General features: G+C 58.7%; 24 protein-coding genes and 3 pseudogenes. 21 read left to right on the forward strand and 6 right to left on the reverse strand.

The genetic code is table 11. The features are described from left to right. The 3 genes from BLT75_RS22400 to BLT75_RS22410 form a co-directional block, all read left to right on the forward strand. Positions 1–321: IS5 family transposase (locus tag BLT75_RS22400; protein WP_143028641.1), on the forward strand; the 321-nt coding region annotated here is incomplete at its 5' end. A 45-nt stretch (positions 322–366) separates the two neighbouring features. Next, entirely contained in the window at positions 367–1,554 is a 1,188-nt protein-coding gene (locus tag BLT75_RS22405) for a malonyl-CoA decarboxylase (protein WP_093037558.1), read from the forward strand. Beyond that, positions 1,551–3,062 (forward strand): malonate--CoA ligase, encoded by a 1,512-nt coding sequence (locus tag BLT75_RS22410; protein ID WP_093037560.1) that lies wholly within the window; start codon positions 1,551–1,553, stop codon positions 3,060–3,062. The genes BLT75_RS22405 and BLT75_RS22410 overlap by 4 nt, the downstream gene beginning before the upstream one ends. Positions 3,063–3,166: 104 nt before the next feature. Here the strand turns inward: BLT75_RS22410 and BLT75_RS22415 are convergent, their stop codons facing one another. Continuing rightward, positions 3,167–3,553, reverse strand: a complete 387-nt coding sequence (locus BLT75_RS22415; protein WP_093037656.1) for a YciI family protein — start codon at positions 3,551–3,553, stop codon at positions 3,167–3,169. A gap of 90 nt (positions 3,554–3,643) precedes the next feature. On the opposite strand from BLT75_RS22415, the gene BLT75_RS22420 reads away from it, so the two are divergent. The 5 genes from BLT75_RS22420 (at position 3,644) to BLT75_RS22440 (ending at position 7,597) form a co-directional block, all read left to right on the forward strand. Continuing rightward, complete coding sequence (locus BLT75_RS22420) at positions 3,644–3,889, forward strand: FAA hydrolase family protein (protein WP_093037563.1); 246 nt, start codon at positions 3,644–3,646, stop codon at positions 3,887–3,889. Further along, entirely contained in the window at positions 3,886–4,527 is a 642-nt protein-coding gene (locus tag BLT75_RS22425) for a malonic semialdehyde reductase (RefSeq protein WP_093037566.1), read from the forward strand. Before BLT75_RS22420 ends, BLT75_RS22425 begins: the two co-directional genes overlap by 4 nt. A gap of 115 nt (positions 4,528–4,642) precedes the next feature. Then, entirely contained in the window at positions 4,643–5,716 is a 1,074-nt protein-coding gene (locus tag BLT75_RS22430) for a C4-dicarboxylate TRAP transporter substrate-binding protein (protein WP_093037569.1), read from the forward strand. A gap of 28 nt (positions 5,717–5,744) precedes the next feature. Further along, positions 5,745–6,290, forward strand: a complete 546-nt coding sequence (locus BLT75_RS22435) for a TRAP transporter small permease subunit (protein WP_093037659.1) — start codon at positions 5,745–5,747, stop codon at positions 6,288–6,290. A 2-nt stretch (positions 6,291–6,292) separates the two neighbouring features. Next, positions 6,293–7,597, forward strand: a complete 1,305-nt coding sequence (locus tag BLT75_RS22440; RefSeq protein WP_093037572.1) for a TRAP transporter large permease — start codon at positions 6,293–6,295, stop codon at positions 7,595–7,597. Between the two features lie 210 nt (positions 7,598–7,807). On the opposite strand, the gene BLT75_RS22445 is transcribed toward BLT75_RS22440, so the two are convergent. Both BLT75_RS22445 and BLT75_RS24535 read right to left on the reverse strand, forming a co-directional pair. Then, positions 7,808–8,971, reverse strand: coding sequence for a CaiB/BaiF CoA transferase family protein (locus BLT75_RS22445; protein WP_093037575.1), 1,164 nt, complete (start codon positions 8,969–8,971; stop codon positions 7,808–7,810). Beyond that, on the reverse strand, positions 8,968–9,525 hold the full coding sequence (locus BLT75_RS24535; RefSeq protein WP_093037578.1) for a MarR family transcriptional regulator: 558 nt from the start codon (positions 9,523–9,525) through the stop codon (positions 8,968–8,970). The genes BLT75_RS22445 and BLT75_RS24535 overlap by 4 nt, the downstream gene beginning before the upstream one ends. Positions 9,526–9,578: 53 nt before the next feature. On the opposite strand from BLT75_RS24535, the gene BLT75_RS22455 reads away from it, so the two are divergent. The 4 genes and pseudogenes from BLT75_RS22455 to BLT75_RS25330 form a co-directional block, all read left to right on the forward strand. Continuing rightward, on the forward strand, positions 9,579–10,529 hold the full coding sequence (locus BLT75_RS22455) for a Bug family tripartite tricarboxylate transporter substrate binding protein (RefSeq protein WP_176828208.1): 951 nt from the start codon (positions 9,579–9,581) through the stop codon (positions 10,527–10,529). Between the two features lie 63 nt (positions 10,530–10,592). Continuing rightward, positions 10,593–11,147: a hypothetical protein gene (locus BLT75_RS22460; protein WP_093037583.1), complete on the forward strand. Its 555-nt coding sequence runs from the start codon at positions 10,593–10,595 to the stop codon at positions 11,145–11,147. Beyond that, on the forward strand, positions 11,147–12,745 hold the full coding sequence (locus BLT75_RS22465) for a tripartite tricarboxylate transporter permease (protein WP_093037586.1): 1,599 nt from the start codon (positions 11,147–11,149) through the stop codon (positions 12,743–12,745). Before BLT75_RS22460 ends, BLT75_RS22465 begins: the two co-directional genes overlap by 1 nt. A gap of 120 nt (positions 12,746–12,865) precedes the next feature. Further along, positions 12,866–13,245, forward strand: a pseudogene (locus tag BLT75_RS25330) (IS6 family transposase); the annotation flags it as partial. A gap of 28 nt (positions 13,246–13,273) precedes the next feature. Here the strand turns inward: BLT75_RS25330 and BLT75_RS22475 are convergent. Then, positions 13,274–14,631 (reverse strand): annotated as a pseudogene (locus BLT75_RS22475) (ISKra4 family transposase). A 64-nt stretch (positions 14,632–14,695) separates the two neighbouring features. Between BLT75_RS22475 and BLT75_RS24960 the strand changes: the two are divergent. Next, a pseudogene (locus tag BLT75_RS24960) lies at positions 14,696–14,929 on the forward strand (transposase); the annotation flags it as partial. Here BLT75_RS24960 and BLT75_RS22485 read toward each other — a convergent pair. Continuing rightward, positions 14,889–14,984 carry a PfkB family carbohydrate kinase gene (locus tag BLT75_RS22485; protein ID WP_245706628.1) on the reverse strand — a complete coding sequence of 32 codons (96 nt, stop codon included), beginning with the start codon at positions 14,982–14,984 and terminating at the stop codon, positions 14,889–14,891. The pseudogene BLT75_RS24960 and the gene BLT75_RS22485 sit on opposite strands and share 41 nt — an antisense overlap. A gap of 154 nt (positions 14,985–15,138) precedes the next feature. Here BLT75_RS22485 and BLT75_RS22490 point away from each other — a divergent pair, with 154 nt between their 5' ends. The 8 genes from BLT75_RS22490 (at position 15,139) to BLT75_RS22525 (ending at position 20,516) form a co-directional block, all read left to right on the forward strand. Continuing rightward, positions 15,139–17,310 carry a ParB/RepB/Spo0J family partition protein gene (locus BLT75_RS22490; protein ID WP_093037595.1) on the forward strand — a complete coding sequence of 724 codons (2,172 nt, stop codon included), beginning with the start codon at positions 15,139–15,141 and terminating at the stop codon, positions 17,308–17,310. Between the two features lie 127 nt (positions 17,311–17,437). Further along, positions 17,438–17,818, forward strand: a complete 381-nt coding sequence (locus BLT75_RS22495) for a DUF3768 domain-containing protein (protein ID WP_093037598.1) — start codon at positions 17,438–17,440, stop codon at positions 17,816–17,818. A 116-nt stretch (positions 17,819–17,934) separates the two neighbouring features. After that, positions 17,935–18,231: a hypothetical protein gene (locus BLT75_RS22500; protein ID WP_093037601.1), complete on the forward strand. Its 297-nt coding sequence runs from the start codon at positions 17,935–17,937 to the stop codon at positions 18,229–18,231. A gap of 78 nt (positions 18,232–18,309) precedes the next feature. Then, on the forward strand, positions 18,310–18,693 hold the full coding sequence (locus tag BLT75_RS22505) for a DUF6878 family protein (RefSeq protein ID WP_093037604.1): 384 nt from the start codon (positions 18,310–18,312) through the stop codon (positions 18,691–18,693). A 1-nt stretch (position 18,694) separates the two neighbouring features. Continuing rightward, positions 18,695–19,171 carry a DUF6915 family protein gene (locus BLT75_RS22510; RefSeq protein WP_093037607.1) on the forward strand — a complete coding sequence of 159 codons (477 nt, stop codon included), beginning with the start codon at positions 18,695–18,697 and terminating at the stop codon, positions 19,169–19,171. 106 nt (positions 19,172–19,277) lie between these two features. Further along, complete coding sequence (locus tag BLT75_RS22515; protein WP_093037610.1) at positions 19,278–19,922, forward strand: hypothetical protein; 645 nt, start codon at positions 19,278–19,280, stop codon at positions 19,920–19,922. Between the two features lie 50 nt (positions 19,923–19,972). Continuing rightward, positions 19,973–20,224, forward strand: a complete 252-nt coding sequence (locus BLT75_RS22520; protein WP_093037612.1) for a type II toxin-antitoxin system ParD family antitoxin — start codon at positions 19,973–19,975, stop codon at positions 20,222–20,224. Further along, on the forward strand, positions 20,217–20,516 hold the full coding sequence (locus BLT75_RS22525; protein WP_093037614.1) for a type II toxin-antitoxin system RelE/ParE family toxin: 300 nt from the start codon (positions 20,217–20,219) through the stop codon (positions 20,514–20,516). The genes BLT75_RS22520 and BLT75_RS22525 overlap by 8 nt, the downstream gene beginning before the upstream one ends. 213 nt (positions 20,517–20,729) lie before the next feature. On the opposite strand, the gene BLT75_RS22530 is transcribed toward BLT75_RS22525, so the two are convergent. Continuing rightward, positions 20,730–22,160, reverse strand: coding sequence for an aldehyde dehydrogenase family protein (locus BLT75_RS22530; protein WP_093037617.1), 1,431 nt, complete (start codon positions 22,158–22,160; stop codon positions 20,730–20,732). Positions 22,161–22,190 lie beyond the last annotated feature (30 nt).

Raw genomic sequence — 22,190 nt, forward strand, 5'->3', positions numbered from 1 at the left:
CAGGTGAGCGATTATACCGGGGCAGCGGCGCTGCTGGGCAGCTTGCCGAAAGCTGACTGGTTGCTCGCGGATCGCGGTTATGATGCCGATTGGTACCGAGAAGCATTGAAAGACAAGGGGATAAAGGTCTGCATCCCGGGCCGAAAGTCCCGCAAGAAGACGGTCAAGTACGACAAGCGCCGATACAAACGCCGGAACCGGATCGAGGTCATGTTTGGACGCCTGAAAGACTGGAGACGCGTCGCGACCCGATACGACCGATGCCCGGAAACCTTCTTCTCAGCCATCGCTCTCGCCGCAACCGTTTTGTTCTGGCTATGAAAAAGAACGAGTCTGGAGCCTAGTGATCAGCGCAGCCTTGAGGACATGTGTCTGGCGCTTCTCGACGCCGAAGGTGAGGTGTCCGGTATCCATCTGGCGAAAGCCATTCTAGAGCGTTACGCGAAGCTGAGCGCCGGTGAGAAGCTCACCTTCTTTGACTTTCTGAACGAGGCGCTAGAGGTCGATCTCTTGGCGCTGGAGGCGGCGGTGCAAACTTATGCCCAGTCGCGATCTACGAATGATTACCGTGACCTTTCGGTTGCGGCTGAACCACGCAGGCAGGAATTGCTGCGGCGGCTGAACCAACCCACCGGAGCAACCCGCGCTCTCGTTCAGATGCGTACAGACTTGCTTTCGATGCTCCGCGACGCGCCTGCGCTTTCGCGGATTGATCTCGACTTCCAACACTTGCTGCGTAGCTGGTTCAACCGTGGTTTTTTGGTTCTGCGCCGGATAAACTGGGATACCCCCGCAAGCATCCTCGAAAAGATCGTCGAATACGAAGCCGTTCATGCAATCGAAAGCTGGAACGACCTGCGACGGAGGCTTTATCCCACTGATCGAAGGTGCTTTGCCTATTTCCATCCGGTCATGCCGGACGAACCGCTGATCTTCGTCGAGGTTGCCCTGACTTTGGACATTCCCGACTCGATCCAAAAGGTGTTGGCGGATGATCGTGCAGTTCTCGAAGCGCAAGATACAAACGTCGCGGTATTCTATTCAATATCCAACTGCCAGACGGGCCTGAAAGGCATCAGCTTTGGTAACCTTCTGATCAAACAAGTGGTAGACGAGTTGCGACAGGAATTGCCGCAACTCTCCACATTCGTGACCCTGTCCCCGATCCCCAGACTGATGCCCTGGCTTGAGCAGCAAGACGACGAAGCCTCAAGGCGACTTTTGCACGGAACCGCAACCCAGGAAGAGATCCAGGCGGTTGCCTCAGACTACTTGTTGAATGCCAAGACCGCGCGGGGAGACCCCTTCGATCCCGTCGCGCGCTTTCATCTCGGCAACGGCGCACAGATCCATGCGGTCCATCCCGCTGCCGATATCAGCGAAAACGGCCTTCGGCAGTCAGGTGGGGCGATGGTGAACTACCACTACGATCTCGCATTGATCGAACGAAACCACGAACGCTTCGTTCAGGACGGAGAGATATCAACGGCGCCCTCGTTCCGTGAGGCAAACCAGAAATCAAATGCGCGCAAGCAAAAGGGACGATCCTCATGACAAACCATCTCTACGACGCGTTGATCGCGCCCCATGCGGTGGTGCCGTCGGTCTTTTTGAAGCGACCCGAAGCGCCGGACCTGACATTCGAGGACTTCGTGGCACTGGCGGCACGCATCGCACATGTTCTCAAGAAGCGCGGGCTTGCTCCAGGCGACCGCGTTGTGGTTCAGGCTGAGAAGTCGGTTGAGATGGTTGCGCTCTACGCCGCAACAATACAGGCAGGCGGCGTCTTTCTGCCCCTGAACACCGGGTACACGACGGACGAGGTCAGTTATTTCGTCACCGATGCGGCTCCACGGATCATCATTTGCGACACGCGAAGCGAAGCCTCGCTCTCCAGCCTTGCCAAAGAGGTGGGGGCCACTTTGCTGACCTTGAATGCAGATGGCTCTGGCCGCTTGACCGAGGAGCTTCAGGCGCATCCTTCGACATTCGAGACGGTGGTCCGCGGCCCGGAAGACCTGGCCGCCCTGCTCTATACCTCAGGAACAACCGGCCGATCCAAGGGCGCAATGCTGACCCATGACAACCTGTTGTCCAACGCCAAGACACTGGTGGACCAGTGGCGGATCACCAAGGACGACACGCTTATCCACGCCTTGCCGATCTTTCATACCCATGGTCTTTTCGTGGCACTCAACACCTCGCTTCTCGCTGGCACTTCGGTTCACTTCATGCGGTCGTTCAATCTGGACGCCATCCTGTCGGCAATGCCCCAATCGACAGTGCTGATGGGCGTGCCCACGTTCTATACCCGGCTCCTCGGCGATCATCGCCTGACCCGCGAAGCCGTGCGCAATATGCGCCTTTTCATTTCTGGCAGCGCTCCTCTTCTGGCCGAAACCCACGTCGCATTCACTGATCGAACCGGCCACCATATCCTTGAGCGATATGGCATGACCGAAACCAACATGATCGCCTCCAACCCATATGACGGGGAACGCCGCGCGGGCACCGTTGGTCAGCCGCTTTCTGGCGTCGAGCTCCGCCTCACGAATCCCGACACAGGGGACCCTGTCCCCAGTGGAGACGTCGGCATGATAGAAGTGCGAGGCCCCAACGTCTTCAAAGGCTACTGGCAGATGCCGGAGAAGACAGCAGCCGAACTGCGCGAGAACGGTTTCTTCATTACCGGCGACCTTGGCCAGTTCAGCGAGGATGGCTATTTGTCCATAGTCGGTCGCGCCAAGGACCTGATCATTACGGGAGGATACAACGTCTACCCCAAGGAAATCGAAGACGTTCTAAACGATATCGACGGTGTGAGCGAATCCGCTGTCTTCGGCGTGCCAGACGCCGATTTTGGCGAGGCGATCATTGCGGCAATTGTCCCCAAAGATGGCACCCAAGTCGATCCATCAGTGATCGCAGATACGGTGAAGAACCGCCTTGCGCGCTTCAAGCATCCCCGCAGCTATGAGATCCTGGACGCTCTGCCACGCAACACGATGGGTAAGGTGCAAAAGAACGTCCTCCGCGATCTTTTCCGAGGTGATGGTTCCTGATTTTCTCCGGAAAGGCGACAGCATCGCTAACCCGCAAGTGGGACAACCGCTACTTGATCAGCTTTATGAGCATATCCCCAAGAAATCCGTACCAGGCCACGACGTCAGCCAAACTTCACGTTTTGCGCAGACAGTGAGACGGACAGTGAAAGTGATCCTTCATTGATCAACCAGCGGCGCAGAACGAAACTGCGCGCGCCCTTCACGTGCATCGGATCGGCCTCGGCCAGTTTTCGGGCCTCGTCGAAGGACGCAGCGCGATAGATAATCAGGCCGATACCCTGCATCAGCTCGCCCGTCTCGTCCGAGATTGGCCCAGCAAGGAACAGGGCTCCACGCGCTTCGAGGTCAGCCTGAAAGGCTAAATGCTCGGGAAGTGTGTCTTTGACTTTGGCCGGATCGCCCGCGGGCGTTGAGAGAACCATGTACAGTTCGTGGGCCAGTGCCCCACGCGCGCGGGCTTCGGCCTCGTATTCATTCCAGCTGGGCATGTGCTCCTCCGGTTGGATCATAAATATCGATATTATTTGACATTGTGATTCTTTATCGCTAAAATATAGTATGTCAACGTGGAGTCTGAAATGCATTTTCTCGACGATCCCGTCGGTAGCGTGCACAGTCTTGTCGCCTTAGAGGCTGATCGGGCCACTGATCTCTTGTTCGGCGATGCGCACGCCAAGAAACCTGAAGCGCGCTGGTTGCGCCCAGGCGAGCTCATTGAGGTCGAGACTGAAAGCATCGGCATTTGCGCAAACCGCGTGGTCGACGAAGACAATTTTGCGACAAGAACAGCGGCCGAACGATGCGGGGCGGGCCGGATGAAATGACCGACCTCCGTCAGCAGGCCCAAAAGGCGGTCCGCAGCCTGCGGGCGCGCAAGCCGCATCTGGATGACGCCTCTATCGACGTCATCCTGCGAGATGCCCGATCACATTATTCCTGGACCGACAAGCCTGTCGACGACGAGATGCTGCACACTCTGTTCGACATTGCTATTCAGGGTCCAACCAGCATGAACACCTGCCCGGCACGGATCGTGTTTGTCAAAAGCGGTGCCGCGAAGGATCGTCTGGCCAAATCGCTGAAGGCTAAAAATATCGACAAGATGCGCGCAGCCCCCGTGACGGCAATCATCGCGTGGGATCCGCTCTACTGGCAAAAGCTGGATTTCCTTTTCCCACACGAGGATCGCAAACCACTGTTCGAGGGCAAGCAAGAATACGCCCACGACACCGCGTTCCGCAATTCAACCCTGCAAGGCGCGTATTTCATGATCGCGGCAAGGGCGATGGGACTTGATGTTGGCGCGATGTCCGGATTCTCCAACAAGATCGTGGACGAGGAGTTCTTTTCTGAAAACGGATGGAAATCGAATTTTCTGTGCAACATCGGCCATGCGGACGAAACCGCACTTTTTCAAAAGCTCCCCCGGTTTGAATTTGATGATGTGTGCGAGGTGATTTGAAGCCTTCGGGGCAAAGGCAACCGGCATAGAGACGCCGCATATCTGCAAGGATGGGTGGCGACAGACTGACACCGATAATCCGGGCGCAAGTGCCCAAATTCATGGGAGGAAATTCATGGCACACACGACAAAAAGTGGCTTGATCGCCGCGGCTTTGGCAACCTGCATAGCGCTGCCTGTGATGGCGCAGGAAAAGATCTCGGCGGTCGTCATCGATGGCTACCCGGCGCGCGCGCTTTGGGTGCGGGAGTTCACTGATTTCTTCATTCCTGAAGTCGACAAACGCCTTGCCGAAACAGGCAATTATCAAATGGAGTGGCAGGAAAACTACGGGGGCTCGATCGTCAAGCCGCGTGGCGTTCTGGAAGGCATCCAGCTTGGCCTTGGTGACATCGGTATCGTGACGACGATCTTCCACTCGTCGAAACTGCCCAGCCAGGGTATCGCGGGTTCTACACCTTTCGTGTCGTCCGATGCGCGCGCCGTGGCGAAAGCCGTGGACGAGATCGCTCGCGAATTCCCGGCGATGAACAACGAATTCGAAGCGCAGAACCAGGTCTATCTGGCGACGGGAGTTGTGCTGGATACCTACCAGATCTTCTGTTCGTCCGAGGTGTCCTCGGTCGCCGACCTCGAAGGCAAGAAGATCGCCGGAGCGGGTCTGAACCTGCGGTATCTCGAAGGGATCAAGGACGCGGCCGGTGTGCGCGGCGGCCTGACTGATTTTTACAACATGGTCCAGACGGGCCTGGTGGATTGCGCGATGCTCTGGCCAGAAGCAGCGGCGACGTTCAAGATCGCCGAAGTGGCGCCCTACATGCTGCAGGCCGATCTGGGTGCGGTGAACACCAAGACCGTGACCGTGAACGCCGGCTATTGGAGCGGCCTGCCGGATGAGGTCAAGGACGTGCTGCGAGCCGTCGCCATCGACTACCGCAACCACGTGGCAAGCATTGCGATGGACATCGCGGCGGCATCCAAAGCAGCCTATATCGAGGCCGGTGGCACGATTGTCGAAGTCTCTGCCGAAGACCGCGCAGTCTGGGCAAACTCCATGCCCAACATCGCGCAGGAATGGGCGGAAACGCTGAACGCCAATGGCGAGCAGGGCACGGAAATGCTGTCTGCCTACCTCGCTAAGTTGGCGGATGCGGGCTTTTCAGGCGTACGTGACTGGACCGCAAACTAAATCTTTGGCGATCCGGGGGAACGCAACCATGTTCAAGTCCGCAGTCGCCGGTCTGTCCCGGATCACCAATACGCTTGCGATCGCGACCAACGCCTTGGGTACCCTTGTGGTGCTGGCGCTGGTCGTCATCCTGAATGTTGACGTGATCTCCCGCGGGGTGTTTTCGGCCCCGCTCAAGGGCACCTACGAGATGGTACAATTCTCGGTCGTACTCATCGTTTTTCTGCAATTGGCGGATGTGGTCAGGGTGGACCGGCTGACGCGTTCCGACGGCTTCCTGAATGTTGTCCACGCGCGCCGACCTCTGGTCGCGGCGAACCTGCGACGGATCATCAACGCGATTTCGGCCATCTTCATGGGTCTGATCGCCTACATCACCTTTCCCGAATTCCTGCACATGTGGAGCACACAGGACTACTTCGGCGTACCCGGCCTCTTCACCTTGCCGTGGTGGCCGGTAAAACTCGTTATCTCTATGGGAACGACACTGTCCTGCCTGATTTTCGTGCTCAAAGTGATCGCGGGCAAAGACCGCTCGGAGCTAGTGCGCACGCCCGAACACGATGAGTCCTGACAATGTCCCCCATTGAAATTGGCCTCATTTCGGTCGTCGCAATCGTCTTTCTGATCTACTCGGGCGTCTACATCCCCGTTGCGCTCGGCATGGTGTCCTTCGTGTCGATCTGGTTGATGCGGGACAACTTCACGCTTGCGTTGAACTTGCTCAAGATCGCGGTTGGCGACAGCGCGATGGAATACAGCTTCGCCACCATCCCGCTGTTCACTTTCATGGGGTTAATCGTGTCGAAAGCTGGGTTGGGAAGGGACATCTACGCAGTCATGACCATGCGGTTTCGCAAGGTCAAAGGCGGAATTGGTATGGCCACGGTGGGCGCGAACGCCGTGTTCGCCGCCGTGACCGGATCGTCTATCGCGTCGGCTTCGGTCTTCACCAAGGTGTCCGTGCCGCAGATGATGGCGCAGGATTACAACTCCCGCTTCGCGGTGGGGGTCGTGGCTGGGTCGTCCGTGCTGGGCATGATTATCCCGCCCTCAGCCATGCTGATCATATACTCCTTTGTAGCCGAACAATCGGTGGGCGACATGTTCCTCGCCGGCGTCATTCCAGGCATCCTGCTGGCCATCGCTTATGTTGCCGCGATCTGGTTCATGGGCCGCTTCACACCGAACTTTGTCGGCGGACGGGTGGTCGAAGACACCGAGTGGATGTCCGCCCGTGAAATCGCGTCGAAGACTCTGCCGACCCTATTCCTGATCACTGTCGTTCTGGGCGGCATTTACACAGGCTGGCTCACAGCCGTCGAAGCCGGGGCAGCCGGGGCGCTTGTGGCACTAATCATCGCGTTCTTCCGCAGGTCGATGACGCCCAAGGCCTTCTGGAACGCATTGCTGGAAACCGGCCACATCACAGCGGCGATCCTGTTCCTGATTACCGCCGCATCGATCTACAGCCGGATGTTGGGCCTCGCCGGTCTGCCAAATCAGCTCGAAGACCTGCTTGCAGGGAGTTCGGCATCCTTCTGGACGGTCATGTTGCTTTACGTCCTGCTTATGCTGTTCCTCGGCACGCTGCTGGACACCGCCTCGATCATCCTGATCGTCGTGCCGCTTTTCCTGCCTCTGGTAGAGGCGCTCGACATGTCGCTGATCTGGTTCGGTATCATCACCGTGGTCGGTGCGGAGATTGGGCTTCTGACGCCACCACTAGGCATTTCGTGTTTCGTCATCAAATCTACCATCGACGACGATCGCATCTCGCTCAAGGATGTGTTCATGGGCGCCCTGCCCTTCGCATTCGTGATGCTGATCGTACTCTTTATCCTGATCGAGTTCCCGATCCTCAGTCTTGCGCTCATCTAATAGGCCGCCGACAAAGACGGGGTCAGAAATGGTTTCCCGTTGAAGCGGCTGCCGATGTTGCGTCAGGAGCCCGGCGAGATCAGCATCACCGCTCGGTACATTCACGACCTGGAGAGTATTTCAGTCATGAAACTCAGTATGCGCGGCAGGCGATTTAACATTGTCGGCTGGTCGGCATTGCGCGTGATTTTCTGTAGCTTCCTCGAGACTTCATGCAGTTTCAGGCGTTTCTATATGCTCACCCAGCAGTGGCGCGTGACACCGATCCTGTCTGAGAGCGCCGTCGCTGCGAAAACCAGGCATAAGAGCCGTTGGTTCTTCGGGAACATTCAAGCCCGGGGTCTTGGGGTGCAACTCTGTCAAGAACTCGTGCAGATCGCGGACTCGTGCGGCTGCAACGCCCCCTGCGATGAGTGCATTTTCGAACTCGGCTGCTTCCAGTTTTCGAATTTCTGCTGACAATTCAGAGCCAAGTTCGGGGCTGGCAAGGTTGAACAAAAAATCGGTGTTGGACAATCCGCCCGGCAGGTATGGCGGAAGTGCCAGGTCCGGTCGGCCCACGATGCTGCACAATGTTCGAAACTGACCCATTGTATTGGCGGCAATCGACACATGGCCATCAGCGGTTTCGAAGGTGCTCGCGCCCGGACTGCCAACAAACCCTCGATTGCCCACGCGGGGAGGTGCGGCGTTTGTCGCGATTGTCTGCGCATAGACGGTTGCCATCAGGAGCATCGCGCTGTCGACCATGGACACATCAATTTCGATGTCCGATGTATCGCCGTTGGCGCGGCGCAACAAAGCCGCCAGGATCGCAGTGGCTGCCGACATGCCAGTTGCCGTATCGACGACCGGGAAACCGACTTTGACAGGTGGGCCCTCTGAGCCCTGCATCGCCATCATTCCTGTCGCGGCTTGTATGACATGGTCGTATGCCGGTAGGCGAGACAGCTCCCCGGTTTGCCCCCAGCCAGAGATTGAGCAATATATTACGTCAGGGCGAACGCGCCGGATATCACTCGCAGACAAGCCGAGGCGCTTGGCGGCACCGGGTCTGAAGTTTTCCACGAACACGTGGCAGGACTTGGCCAACGCGAGCAGATGATCCCGATCTTTTGCAGCTTTCAGGTCCAACACGACCGATTTCTTTCCGGCGTTCAGGGCACGGAATGCAGGTGGTACTCCGTTTTGGTCTGGTTGTGTGCGGATCGCACGCATGCCGTCGCCTTCCCCCGGACGTTCGACTTTGATCACCTCGGCCCCCATCATGCACAATTGATGCGTTGCCATCGGACCCGCGATCACGTGGGTCAGATCAAGAATTCTCACGCCGTCAAGTGGCAAGTGCGAAGCGGGGGGAGTCCTGTTGGTCATTCAATGAACCTCTGTAAATCCTCATCGATTTCATCCATGCGCTTGTCCAGTTTGGCCAATAGCGCGTTTAACGTGTTCCGCTCCTCTTCGCTGAGAGCATCATGAACGGCGACACGGCGGCGGTGCATACTTGGTCGCATCCGCTCATAGAGCACACTTCCCTCCTGGCTGAGTGTGAGCTTGCTGGCTCTGCGATCCTTGGGATCAGGCGTGCTTTGCAAAAGGCCTTTGCTCAGCATCGTTTTCACTGTTCGGCTGATCAAAGAGTCGTCGGATTGCAGATATCTTGCGATTTCGGCGGCTGTGCCGGGTCCATAGGTCGCCAAAAGCATCAAGACCCTCCACTCTGATAGCGGTGGGCCCGACAATTCCCGCAGAACTCTTGACGCCTGAGAGGCATGTCTTTGACTGAGCCGGGATATCTTGAATGTCACAGATTCCTGAAGGGGCTCATTCGTGTCAAACGGTTTTGGGCGTTTTTGCTCCATGGGTAATCCTTCGTTTAAGTGACTAATACGAACATTTACCGGACATGTCCAGTAAAAGGTTGACATGTCCGGCTTATTGCTGCTACCGCTCCAACATGGAGATTTTGGGAGGAACTACCATGAAAAAATTTCTCGCCTTTGGGGCAATTGCGCTTGGGTATTCCATAGCAGCAACGGCGAGCCTTGCTGAAGACTGGACTCCGCCGGGGCCAATCACGATGCACATTGCGTTCCCGCCTGGGGGCGGTTCCGACAGCCAGGCGCGGCTGATCGCGGAAGAGCTGGAAACCCGTTACGGGTGGACAATTACGCCGCAGAATACGCCCGGTAAAGCGGGCCTTATCATGGCAAAGGAAATGCAGGGGGCCCCAGCGGATGGCACCGTCTTTGGCATTGGTATTTCAGAAGCCCTTGACTACGGAATGGCGGACGGGACCGCCGACATGACGCCGGATGATGTCACGCCGATTGTGACCACAACGCTGGCTGAAGTTGCATTCGTCGTGCCCGCCTCGAAAGGTTGGAAAACCTTTGATGATTTTGTCGCTGCCGCCAAGGCCGGCGCGCCTTTGAGAGTTGGCGCCATTACGCCAAAAATCGCTGATGTGACCTATCTGATGGGCAAAGAAGCCGGCATCGACATGAACATCACGATGGTCAAAGGCGGGCGCGGGATGTTGAACGCGCTTTATGCTGGCGATCTTGACGCCGGATTTGTTGCCGGAGCGCATTCAAAGGGCGTCAAAGCTGGCGAACTGGTAGAGCTGGTCTCGGGCATGTCACGCAAGCTGAGCCTGACGCCGGATGCACCGTTGTTGGGTGATCTGGGCGTGCCGTACAATCTTGATATCTATTTCATGTACTTTGGACCAAAGGGTATGGACGGCGCGGCGCAGGCGACGCTGGCACAATCGATTTCGGAAATCGTGCTGGACGAGAGCACGAAGGCTGGCGCCCTGCTCAAAGCGAATTTCGGAGGAGGTGAGGCCATTTCGGGTGAGGAGCTCCAAGCCTTTATCGACAGCAGCTTTGCATCCGCCAAGGAACTGATGCAGGCGGCTTCCGAATAGTTTTTGCCTCTGGGTCGCGCCTGCTTGCGTTGGCGCGACCAACAGCCTTGTGAGGAAGATCGGATGTACCGATTGAACATTTATATCGGAAGTGGCGCGGTGCTTTTTGCGCTTGTCGGCTTGTTCCTTTGGGTTCCTCAGGACACAGGCACGGGCCTGGTCGTTCAGGTTCGTCGGCAAGTCACCATCGGGGACGCATTTGCGCCGACCATCGCCTTTTCCCTGATGGCAATCGGCGGTGCGCTTCTGCTGATCGAACAGCGACAGCACACGAGCATCAAGGTGCCCCTGGCGCCTTTCTTGCATACGGCTGCACTTGTCGCTGTCATCGCCTTTGGTCTTTTACTCATGCGGCATGCAGGCCCGGGCCTTCTGTTCGTTGCCGAAGGATTCGGCGGCACAGACACAGAGTACCGCCTGTTGCGAGAAACCTTCCCATGGAAATACATCGGTTATTTCCTTGGAGGTGTCACAATGATTGGTGGAATGGCGTCTTTGTCCGCTGGACGCCTGCAGGCCCGCACCGCCCTGATTGCGGTCGCAGTGACAATGGGCTTGATTGCGCTGGTCGATGTGCCATTCGATGATCTTTTGCTGCCGCCCAACGGTGATTATTGATGCAGCCGCTGGAGTACATCTTAGCCGGGATGCAGGCGGTCATTTTTGGCCCGGCCGCTTTCGAACTGCTCGGTGTTCCAATTCCACTGACGTTGGTAATGGTCTTTGCCGGCGTAGTCACAGGCATCTTGGTTGGCGCAACACCTGGTCTGGCCGGGCCGATGGCGATGGCGATCTCGCTTCCGATCCTTATTTCGTTCTTTGGATACAACGTCGAAGCCTTGCTGCCCGTTTTGGGGTTTCTGATCGGTATCATGAAAGGCGCGACGCTCGGAGGGGCGGTTCCAGCCATTCTGTTCAACACACCCGGGACACCGGATGCCTATATGACCACATTGGATGGCTACCCTCTGACGCAACGCGGCCAGTCTCGCAAGGCATTGAAGGTCGCACATCTGTCGTCTGTGTCTGGTGATACGTTTTCCGATATTGCGCTGTTCGTATGCGCGCCATTCGTTGCCTTGATGGTCGAGCGGCATCTGGATTTTCCCGAGAAAACCGCGCTTCTGATCCTGTCGCTCAGCTTTATTGCGGCAGTTATCGGCGGCTCTCCCGGCAAGGGGCTGATTTCGGTCGCATTGGGATTGATTGCTGTTTTCATCGGCGGTGGCGAAGACTTCTACCCTCGCCTGTCTTTGGGAACCGACGCTTTGGCGGGCGGGTTTTCAATAATGACGGCAATTCTGGGGGTATTGATCGTCGGCGCGGTCCTGAAAGAATATGAAGACCTTTGGCACAGAAGCAATCTGTCTGGAGCGCGTGAACGGATTGTCGATCACGGGGACCAGCGCTTAACGCGCGCGGAAGTTCTGCGCATTGCTCCCTACATTGGCCAGTCATCACTCGTGGGCACGATCATTGGTGCCCTTCCCGGCATTGGAACGACGCTGGCAGCGGCGCTTGGTTACCAGTTGGGACGGGCGCGCTATGTGCGCCGCCGCCCAGAAGGCGCGCCCGCCTTTGGGGAAGGGGCCATCGAGGGCGTGGCCGCGACCGAGGCGGCGAACAGTTCCGTCTCTGGATCGAACCTGATCCCGGTTCTTGGCTTGGGCATCCCCGGCAATGCGGCGGCGGTGTTCATCATTCTCGCCACGGATTCCATCGGCGGGTTCACCCCTGGCCCTTCGGTCTTTCGCTTCAGTGAAAGCGTTGTGAACACTGAACTCGTTTTGGTTTTCGGATTGTTCACGGCGATGTTGTTTGCCAATCTCGTCAACTGGACGTTTGGCGGGGCGTTCATGCGGGCCGCAACAGTCATGGTACGGGTGCCCAAAAGAACCTTGCTGCCGGTGGTTTTGCTTCTGACCTTTACGGCTGTCTATGCCCAGGAACCAAGCATGGAGTCGCTCTGGTTTACCCTCGGCTTCGGAATATTGGGCTATCTGATGCGCAAGGTCGATATGTCCCCTCTGCCTTTCGTCATTGCGTTCGTTTTGGGAGGAAGCCTTGAAAACAGCGCGCGGCAGGCATTCTCGGCCACGGGCGGAGATCCTTACTTCCTGTTTTCCAGCTGGATCTCGATCATTTTTCTGGCTGGGTCCGTGGTGACTGTTGTGCTCGCACTGCGGCAGAAACGGACCAACAGTACGCGGGCATAACCATCGATGCCCATCTTGGGCCCGATACGGCAGGCGCCTTCAAATCCTCCGACACTAACCATGCCACTACGGAACTGTCCGAATTCAGAAAACTGACCGCATCTGATCATGGAGGACCCGATGTCACGGCGCAAGAACCCCTTTAAGCGGCACCGGTTTCCGCGCGAGATCATCCTGATGGCTGTGCGCTGGTACTGCCGATACCCCCTTTCGTGTCGCGATGTCCGGGATATGCTTGCTGAGCGAGGGGGACGGTCGACGCTTCAACGATCCATCGTTGGGTTCGCAAGTTCGGCCCCGAAATACGCAAGCGCTCCTATGGGGCGCATCGTTCCTGGCGAGGGCTTCAGTGGCACGTCGATGAGACTTACGTCCGAGTTGGCGGACGGTGGTGTTATCTGTGGCGCGCTGTTGATCAGTTTGGCCAGCTTATTGATTTCAGGCTGACGGCGAAGCGAAACGCCAATGCAGCAAGGGCATTTCTACGGCAGGCGTCAGAAACTGTTGGGAGTGGGCGAAACCTGGGGGTTAGGCTTCGGTCCTGCGATATGCGCTGGTCAACTTTCCGTCGAGAACGGCGGCCCGCACGACAGCGACGCGATGGGCGCCTTTGGTGACCATCTCATGCGTCGGCGTTTTCCCATGCGTGTGTTGCCGATGTCGTCCACGCAGCCTTCTGCGCGGGACGAGGAGATCGGAAGACCATTGCGATATCGCCTCCCATAGTTGGTCAAGCTGTCCATATTGTTTGCCAGATGGGTGTAGAGTTCCCGGCAACGCGCTTGAACACGCGCAGCGGCGTCGCGCACTCCAGGATCATCTTTACAGAGCCGCCCGCTGTCGGTCATCAGCCATTGAACGTCTGTGGTGGCTGCTCGAACTTTTCCATGCCACAGATACCATCGCAGTCTCTCGGCGGGGCGTTCGAACAGCACAGGAATGCCCGGGAAATTCTTGGCTTCCAGCAGCCCCCTTACGGCGTTCTCAACATGCTTAACCCGCATCGAGATATGCCACCAATCAAGGATATGGCGAACCGAGCCGCCGACGGCGAGGCGCACAAGATTGGGCAAGGCAGGTTCTCCATCTGAAATCACGGTAACTGGGCTATTTCTGTCCCAGCCAATTTCTTGCAGGCCATGCCGTAGTTGCCTGAAAGGTGATCCAGCTGCCTGCGGCACAAGCCCGAAACATTGGCACATTTGCGAGCTCTCGATCTTGCCAACCACAACATCGAGATGTCGCTTCTGGTATTCCGGTCTACATCGAACATGCGCACCGTCCAAATAGACCGTCACCGGCACCGCACTCTTGTCTGTGGACGAGACGGCCGGTTCCACATACTCGCTGTCGCTGATGTCCCTGGCGATCTTGCCGAGGCGGTTACGCACCGAGGTGTTCGCCTGCTTGGCGCATGGCAGAAATATCTCCATGATACGCGCGGCTTCTCGAAACGAATGTCGCGCCCCAAGCTCGGCTTGGAGGCGCTGCAATTCAGGTTTTGATCGGTCCGGGAAGAAACGGGCCAGCGGCGACAATGGTCCACCCAGGGTGACCTCAGACTTGGCGTTGCAGGCGCAGCGGCGAATGCGTGGCACCTTGACTTGGAACCGGCCAAACAGAGTGTCCAGAACCCTGGGTCGATAGTCATGGATCGCTCTGACCTTGTTGCAGTCAGGACAGACCCTACTCGCCTCCGAGATCTCCTCGACTTGGTCAAGAAGGATCGCTTGCTGCAATTGCCAAAGCATGGATTTCGCATCTTCGAGCAGCAGTCCGAAGCCCTCCGGCTGTGTACTCCGAAAGGGGCGGGAAAAGCTTCCTACGCGCCGCGTCCTTGTGGTTCCGTTCTCAAATGTCGTCTGGACGATGATCCGCACATCCATGGCAATTCCTCTGAACCGCGCCGGGTTTGCCGGAGGCTCCAACTCCTGAGTAGGATGGAGCATCATGAGCAAGACGACGAACAAGTATTCCCCCGAAGTGCGCGAACGAGCCGTTCGCCTGGTTCTGGACAATCCCGGGCAGCATGAGAGCCGCTGGTCGGCGATCCTGTCGATTTCCTCGAAGATTGGTTGCGCGCCGCAGACCCTGAACGAATGGGTCAAGAAGGCCGAGGTCGATCGCGGCGATCGCGCCGGTGTCACGACCGAGATGCCCCACCAAGTCGGGCGGCAAGATAGGCGCCATTGAAGCTGTCGCCAGCCCCGGTCGTGTCTACTGCAATCGCGGGGGCCACAGGACGAATGCTGACCTCACCGTCACACTCAAAAACGGTTGATTGTTGACGTGATCCGCATTTGTAGAGAGCCAGAGAAAGGGAAGCCCGGGTGCCGGGCTTGAAAGGATAGAGAGAGGCTCATCCGGGTCCGGCGCGACAAGGACCCTGACCCATGGCCAAGACCTCGACCCGCTCGAAACCCACCACCTCAAAGAAGACCGAAGCCGCCGGATCGGCAACGCCTTACGGCGCTGCCGACATTCGCCTGATCCCGATCGACCAGCTGGAGCCGAGCCCGCTCAACGTCCGAAAGGTAGCCGCGAGCGCCAGTGACGACGCTGAACTTCTCGCCAGTATTCGCGAGACTGGCATCAAACAGAACCTGGTGGTTCATGCGCTGTCTGAGACACGTTTTGCTGTCGATGCTGGCGGCCGCCGCCTCAAGGCGCTGAAGCAGCTCGTCGAGGACGGTGTGATCCCCGCAGACCACCCGGTGCCATGCCTCGTTGAAGACGAGCGCAACGCCGTTCTTACCTCCGCCACGGAGAACCTCCAGCGCGCGGCGATGCATCCGGCCGACCAGTTCGAAGCCTTCGACAAGATGATCGCCGAAGGCCGCAGCGAGGATGAGATTGCGCTGAAGTTCGGCGTCTCTGTCGACCTGGTGCGCCGCCGCCTCAAACTCGCCCGTGTCGCGCCCGAGATCATCGAGCAGTTCCGCGCGGGCGATCTGACCCTCGAATGCGTCATGGCCTTCACCCTGACCGACGACCATGATCGCCAACTGGCGGTCTGGAACGCCGTGAAGGGCGGCTATCACATCCATCCGCAAAGCATCAAACGCCAGCTGACCGAAACCGCGCATTCGGCGAACTCGGCCCTCGGGCGCTTTGTCGGCATCGAAGCCTATGAGGCGGCGGGCGGTGTTCTGCTACGCGATCTCTTTGACGACCGGGCCAGCGCCCATATGGAAAACCCCGAACTCCTGGAGCGCCTTGCCATCGAGAAGTTGCAAGCCGCCGCCCAACCCTTCGAGGCGGCGTGGAAATGGGTCGAGGTGCATCTCTCGGTGGATTACGGCGCGTTTCGCAGTTTCGGGCGGGTCTATCCACAGGACATCGAACCCGACCCGGGCCTGCTTGCCGAGGAAGAGCGTCTCATCGCGCGCGAGGAAGAACTGGCGGTGAAGAATGACGGTGAGGATTGGATGGACGCGGAAACGGACGAATACTACGCCATCGAGCCGCGGCTGCGCGAGATCGAGGCTCTGCAGCGTGAGCGGAAGCCCTATGCCGACGCAGATCGGGCTATCGCCGGTGTGGTTTTGACCATCGGTCATGACGGGGCGCTGCGCGTCGAGAAGGGCCTGGTGCGGCCTGAGGAAATTCCAGCCGCACCAGAGCGCGACGAGGTCACCGCAGATGCGGATGGCGCCCCATCCCCTGCCCGTCCACAGGTGACGCCGCCTACCTCCTCCACGCCGGTGCCGAGCTCGGACCCGGCCGCGACGTTGCGCAAGGCGGACGGGATTTCGGCGAGTCTCGCCGACGATCTGCGCGCGACGCGTCAGCATATCCTGCGGGCGCATCTGGCGGCGGATTTCGAGGTGGCGTTCGATGCGATGCTCTACGCGCTCTGCGAGCAGACTTTGGCGCGGTCCTACAATAACGAGGCGCTTGATATCTCGATCCGGCCCTTCCAGGCGCAAAACCGCGAGGTGCTGCATGCGGACACTGTCGCCCAGAAGATGCTCGAGGCGCTGGAACAGGACCTTGCCACAGATTGGATGAAGCTGGAGAAACCCGATGACTTCCGGGCAATGTCAGCGCTGCCGATCGAAGACAAGCAGGCGCTTTTCGCCTGGGCGACGGGTCTGGCGGTCAAACCGCAGCTCTCCTCCGACAATCGCCCCTCCCCAATCATCGAGGAGATCGGTGCGCGGCTTGATGTCGATGTGGCGGCTTGCTGGCGCCCGACCGCGCAGAACTACTGGGGTCGGGTCAACAAGGGCCATGCCGTGGCCACAGCGAGAAAACTGATCGGCGACGACTACGCCGAGGATCGCAATCGCGAGCGCAAGGGCGATCTCGCCGCGGCCATGGAGCGGGCTTTCGCGGAAACGGCCGGTGAGACGGAAGGATTCGACGCGGCGACGGTTGTCAGGACGACGCGCTGGCTGCCCGACGGAATGGTGTTTGCCGGTGCGACGGACGCCGGTGCCGACATGGTGGGTGACGGGTCGAAGACCGAGGAAGGCGATGTGCCTGCAGCAGATCCGCTGACCGATGCCGAGAATGAGGGCCCGTCATCCTTGCCCGCTTTCTTCAACGGCGATGCGGCCTGACGGAACGGTTGCCACATCCGATCATGACATGAGCTTTGGGCCGCCCTCACATCGAGGGCGGCCCTATTCGGCTGACGGGTTGCCTACAGCCGATATCGGATCGGCTGGCCCGTCCCGGAGATATCTCATGTCCACCGCACTCGACCTTGATCCCGTTCGGGAAGCCGCGCTGATCGCTGCGCAGAACGATGCGTTTCGACGTTCCATCCTCGGCACTACCCCTGTCGCGGATGCCCCGCAGGGCCAGTTCGTGATGACACGCGGCGTCGCGGCGCTCGGAATTGATGCGCAACTGGAACTGAGCCGCCGCGTTGCCGTCTTCGATACCTTCAATGCCGACAGCGATCCCCATGGCTGGCATGAGATGGGTGTCATCGAGTTTGAGGACACGACGGTCTGGTTCAAACTGGACCTCTACGATGTCGATTATCAGTATGGCTCGCCGGATCCCTCCGACCCCGAGCAGACGCGACGCGTGCTGACCCTGCTGCTGCCGTCGGAATACTGACGACCTCTCTTTCCAACGCTTCCCTGGATCGCCCTTGCACAAAGGGCGGTCCTTTCGCGCTGCCGGGTTTTGAAGGGGCGCGATACCCGCGCCCCGCCCGCCACAGGAGACCAGAAATGGCCAAGACACTCGAGTATCAGATCACCCTCTATCCCGCGCATCGTGATGGCGCCTTCGTCGTCACCGAATTCCAGATGCTTGGGAGCTACCCTACGAGGCGTATTCAGGCCGCAGGCATGGATGACCTGATCGAAAAGGTGACGCAGTTCGCGATGGAGCACGGCGAGAGCTGCAGCGCCTCGGTGCGCTGCCTCGCCCCGCGCAAACCCCCAGGGTTCAAGCGCGCGACCGAGAACCTCTATTTCAACCTGGTTGACCGGACGGCTGAGAAACGCGGCGACGCTGCAGCCTGAAGCCCGCACAGGAAACCTTCGGGGCGGCCTCGCGCAAGGGTCGCCCTCCCTTTCCCTTTGTTCTGAAGGACCAAAGACATGACACAAGAGACTGATTTTTACGCGCAGATACTCGACTCCCTGAGACGTGCTGCCGAACAGCGGGTGGAGACCCGCGCGGCCCTTCTCTCAGAGCTGCGCGCCCTCGGTGCGGTGAGCATCGAGGTGCAATACGAAGGTTACGGCGATTCCGGCAATGTCGAGGACGTTGTCGTGACGCCTGACACGATCACCCTCACGGAAGAGCTACGGCGCCGTGTCGAAGACTTCGGCTGGGATTTCGCCTATGCGCTGAGCCCCGGCTTTGAGAACAACGAAGGCGGCTACGGCGAACTGACTTGGTCGCTTGAGGCGGACAAGATCGATGTCAGCCACTCGAACCGCTATATCGAAACCAACACCACCGAACATGAGGGGCTCTGACATGGCACATCCCCTCCACCACGCCGAAAGCTCCGCCCGAAAGTTTGGCGGTGTTCCAGAGGATTACCAGCAGGTGCATGATTGGTTCGATTCATCCAAAGAGCACCTGGCCCTCTTCGTTCACAGAGCCTATCGTCATCATACGGCGGGGGTCTATGATGCTCAACGCGTTTTCGGCCAAAGCCTGACCAACAGCGCGGGCCGAGTCGTCCCGATCCGCTGGATTGGCGAGCAGCATGTGCGCGAAGACTGTCAGGGGCGGATTCCGTCGCTGGCGGACTGGCTCGGACGCATTCAGCCCGAACCGTGGATGGCCAATGGCCGGATCGACAACGATCCGATGCAGATCTGCAGCGATCCGCGCGCGGCTTGGGTCGCGGCAGTGGCCAATCACCAAACCATTCTCGGCTTCGAGGACTGGCTTCTCAAGGTCTCTGTCGAGCACGTCCAGCACCGCCAGAACCGCGCCGCCGCCTGATCCGCCAGTCGGCAAACTCGCCAACCATCTGACCATTTCCCAATCGACCCGCCTGCGGCCTCAACCGGCTCGGCGGGTCGATTGCGTTTCAAGAAAGGACATCGACATGCAAGACCCTGTCTACGAGGAGGCCTATCAAGGCCATATCATCAAGATCCACCACGACCCCGATACTGAGAGCCCACGGGAGTGGTCCAACCTCGGTACGCTGATCTGTTGGCATCGGCGCTATCGGCTGGGCGACAGCCATCCCTTCGACAGCCCAGATGCGTTCCTGCGCGATCTCTCGGGCGTCACAGACCAGAGCGACCTCTCGATGGAGCAGCTGCGCGAGCGCGCCGAGCGCAAGGCGATCTTACTGCCCGTGTTTCTCTACGATCATTCCGGTCTCGCGATGAACACGATCGGGTTTCACTGCCCGTGGGATTCCGGCCAGGTCGGCTACGTTTACGTGACGCTGGAGGCGGTCCGGAAAGAATTCGGTGTGAAACGCGTCACCAAGGCGCTGCGCGAAAAGGCCAAAGACATTCTGCGCGCTGAGATCGTCACCTTCGATGCCTACCTCGGCGGCCGGGTTTATGGCTATGTCGCCGAGCGTGACGGCGAGGAGGTCGATGCCTGCTGGGGTTTCTTCGGGCACTATGAGTTGGACTGCCTGTCCGAGGCACGAGCATTTGTAGATCACCTGACTTTGCGAGAGCTGCACAGACCTGCCGGCGCCGAACAGGGCGCAAGCCCACCCCCGAGTTGAAATGCCCGAAATACTCATATATCTTATTCATGCGTATTCCGGAGGTGAGCATGGCAAGCACAAGCGTCACACTTGGCCCCCATTGGGACGAATTCATCGCCCTGATGCTGAAGGAGGGGCGTTATGGGTCAACCAGCGAGTTGATCCGCGCCTCTTTGCGCCTGATGGAAGAGCAGGAAGGCCAGCGGGCGCGGCTTCGGGTTGCGTTGATGGAGGGCAAACAGTCCGGTGATGCTGGCCCGCTCGATATGGATGAGATCAAGCGCGAGGCACGGAGCCGCTCCGGCGCTCCGGATGCGTGACATCCATCATTCCCAGGCGGCAAAATCCGATCTCGTCGATATCTGGACCGAAACATATCGACAGTGGGGCGAGGCGCAGGCGGACCGCTATCTCGACGACATCGATCGCGCCCTAAAAGGGCTCATCGTCAATCCGCAAATGGGGTCTGACTGTTCGGATCTCTTGCCGGGTGCGCGCAAACTGATCACGGGTCGGCACCTCGTGTTCTACGAGGTCGGCCCGGACAGGATATTCGTGATCCGGGTCCTTCATCAATCCATGGATGTGCCGCGCCATCTGCGGTCGTCCTGAAGTTGGCAAATTGGGATCGCTAACGGCCCAGAGCCGACCTTGTCGCCGCCGCCCTGCTTTACGGTGCAGCTTCCTGCAAGCTGCCGTTCATGCATCTCGCAGAAACTCGGTTGGAGCTCTTGATACGGGAGCGTAAGGTCAATGCGAACTCGTTTCTGGTCGAACCGTGTATGCACGTACACCTTCATGGCGTGATTGACCCCGGTGCGGGTTTCATAGTTTGAACTGCGGTCTGACCTTCAGTTCCTGATAATCCTCCAGTCCGAATACTCCGCCCTCGCGGCCATTTCCGGACTGCTTGTAGCCTCCGAAGGGTGACCCATAGCCCGCACCGCGCCCATTGATATGTATGCCGCCCGCACGCAACCGGTCCGCAACCCTTGCCGCACGCTTTGGATCACCGGTCTGCACGTAGGCCGCGAGGCCGTAGTCGGTGTCGTTGGCGAGCCTTACGGCCTCGTCTTCGCTGTCGAACGGCATGATCACCAGCACCGGGCCAAAGATCTCTTCCCGAGCGATGCGCATGTCGTTGGTGACATCGGCGAAAATCGTCGGCTTGACAAACCAGCCTTGCGACAATCCTTCAGGCTTGCCCAATCCTCCGACTAGGAGCCGCGCTCCATCTTCGATGCCCGCCTGAATCATGGCCTGCACCCGGTCATATTGAATCCTGTCGAAGAGTGGGCCGATGTGGTCGCCTTCCTGGCTTGGGTCGCCGACACTCTGGGTCCGGCCCGCCCGCGCCGCGATCTCTAGCGCCTCGTCGTAACAGGCGCGTTCCACGAGCATTCGGGTCGGCGCATCGCAGGACTGGCCGGTATTGTAGAAACACTGTGCGACTCCTTCGGCAACACGCTTTTCCAGATCGCAGTCGGCGAAGACGAGGTTGGGCGATTTGCCGCCCAGTTCCAGAGTGACACGTTTCACGGTTTCGGCAGCGTCCTTGCTTACCTGGATGCCTGCGCGGGTCGAACCGGTGAACGACATCATGGCAATGTCAGCGTGGCGAGATATAGCGGATCCAACGGTCGGCCCATCACCATGCACAAGATTGAAGACACCGGCCGGAAAACCAGCTTCATGAACGATTTCGGCATAGATATCTGCCGATAGCGGCGTGTGCTCCGAGGGTTTCAGAACGCAGGCACACCCGGTGGCAAGAGCCGGGATGACCTTTTGCGCGATCTGATTGATCGGCCAGTTCCACGGGGTGATCAGGCCGCAGACGCCTATGGGTTCGCGGGTCAGAGCGTCGCCGTTCGGCAGAGTTTCCCGCTCTTCCTGCGCTTTCAGCGCGGCAATGTAGCCTTCGAGATGTCCGATCCCGCAATCCGCCTGTGCGTCGCGCGACATGGTGATCGGTGCGCCCATTTCGGCAGTGATTGCCTGTGCCAGATCCTCCTTTCTTGCCCTTGTGGCAGCCAGCAGGCGCTCCAGAAGCATCAGACGCTCGGTCTTCGTGCTGCACGAGAAAGTCTCGAAAGCGCGCTGTGCAGCAGCGACCGCCCTGTCCACGTCCGCCTCGTTGCCCAATGACAATGTGCCGATCCGGCTGTTTGTAGCCGGGTTCATGATCGGCATTGTCGAGGTTGAAACCGGATCGACCCAAGCTCCATCTATGTAAAATTTGTTCAGCTTTTTCATGCCTTGCTTCCTGCGCTCCAAGAGTTCCGG

Source organism: Ruegeria marina, assembly GCF_900101475.1.
GTDB lineage: Bacteria > Pseudomonadota > Alphaproteobacteria > Rhodobacterales > Rhodobacteraceae > Ruegeria_B > Ruegeria_B marina.

What these genes read in the sequence shown, in the direction of transcription:
- BLT75_RS22490 (WP_093037595.1), top strand. Translation starts at nt 15,139, where the DNA reads ATGGCCAAGACCTCGACCCGCTCGAAACCCACCACCTCAAAGAAGACC.
- BLT75_RS22495 (WP_093037598.1), top strand. Translation starts at nt 17,438, where the DNA reads ATGTCCACCGCACTCGACCTTGATCCCGTTCGGGAAGCCGCGCTGATC.
- BLT75_RS22465 (WP_093037586.1), top strand. Translation starts at nt 11,147, where the DNA reads ATGCAGCCGCTGGAGTACATCTTAGCCGGGATGCAGGCGGTCATTTTT.
- BLT75_RS22425 (WP_093037566.1), top strand. Translation starts at nt 3,886, where the DNA reads ATGACCGACCTCCGTCAGCAGGCCCAAAAGGCGGTCCGCAGCCTGCGG.
- BLT75_RS24535 (WP_093037578.1), bottom strand. Translation starts at nt 9,525, where the DNA reads ATGTCAACCTTTTACTGGACATGTCCGGTAAATGTTCGTATTAGTCAC.
- BLT75_RS22520 (WP_093037612.1), top strand. Translation starts at nt 19,973, where the DNA reads ATGGCAAGCACAAGCGTCACACTTGGCCCCCATTGGGACGAATTCATC.
- BLT75_RS22435 (WP_093037659.1), top strand. Translation starts at nt 5,745, where the DNA reads ATGTTCAAGTCCGCAGTCGCCGGTCTGTCCCGGATCACCAATACGCTT.
- BLT75_RS22420 (WP_093037563.1), top strand. Translation starts at nt 3,644, where the DNA reads ATGCATTTTCTCGACGATCCCGTCGGTAGCGTGCACAGTCTTGTCGCC.
- BLT75_RS22440 (WP_093037572.1), top strand. Translation starts at nt 6,293, where the DNA reads ATGTCCCCCATTGAAATTGGCCTCATTTCGGTCGTCGCAATCGTCTTT.
- BLT75_RS22510 (WP_093037607.1), top strand. Translation starts at nt 18,695, where the DNA reads ATGGCACATCCCCTCCACCACGCCGAAAGCTCCGCCCGAAAGTTTGGC.
- BLT75_RS22515 (WP_093037610.1), top strand. Translation starts at nt 19,278, where the DNA reads ATGCAAGACCCTGTCTACGAGGAGGCCTATCAAGGCCATATCATCAAG.
- BLT75_RS22445 (WP_093037575.1), bottom strand. Translation starts at nt 8,971, where the DNA reads ATGACCAACAGGACTCCCCCCGCTTCGCACTTGCCACTTGACGGCGTG.
- BLT75_RS22525 (WP_093037614.1), top strand. Translation starts at nt 20,217, where the DNA reads ATGCGTGACATCCATCATTCCCAGGCGGCAAAATCCGATCTCGTCGAT.
- BLT75_RS22415 (WP_093037656.1), bottom strand. Translation starts at nt 3,553, where the DNA reads ATGCCCAGCTGGAATGAATACGAGGCCGAAGCCCGCGCGCGTGGGGCA.
- BLT75_RS22410 (WP_093037560.1), top strand. Translation starts at nt 1,551, where the DNA reads ATGACAAACCATCTCTACGACGCGTTGATCGCGCCCCATGCGGTGGTG.
- BLT75_RS22530 (WP_093037617.1), bottom strand. Translation starts at nt 22,160, where the DNA reads ATGAAAAAGCTGAACAAATTTTACATAGATGGAGCTTGGGTCGATCCG.
- BLT75_RS22460 (WP_093037583.1), top strand. Translation starts at nt 10,593, where the DNA reads ATGTACCGATTGAACATTTATATCGGAAGTGGCGCGGTGCTTTTTGCG.
- BLT75_RS22455 (WP_176828208.1), top strand. Translation starts at nt 9,579, where the DNA reads ATGAAAAAATTTCTCGCCTTTGGGGCAATTGCGCTTGGGTATTCCATA.
- BLT75_RS22430 (WP_093037569.1), top strand. Translation starts at nt 4,643, where the DNA reads ATGGCACACACGACAAAAAGTGGCTTGATCGCCGCGGCTTTGGCAACC.
- BLT75_RS22405 (WP_093037558.1), top strand. Translation starts at nt 367, where the DNA reads ATGTGTCTGGCGCTTCTCGACGCCGAAGGTGAGGTGTCCGGTATCCAT.
- BLT75_RS22500 (WP_093037601.1), top strand. Translation starts at nt 17,935, where the DNA reads ATGGCCAAGACACTCGAGTATCAGATCACCCTCTATCCCGCGCATCGT.
- BLT75_RS22505 (WP_093037604.1), top strand. Translation starts at nt 18,310, where the DNA reads ATGACACAAGAGACTGATTTTTACGCGCAGATACTCGACTCCCTGAGA.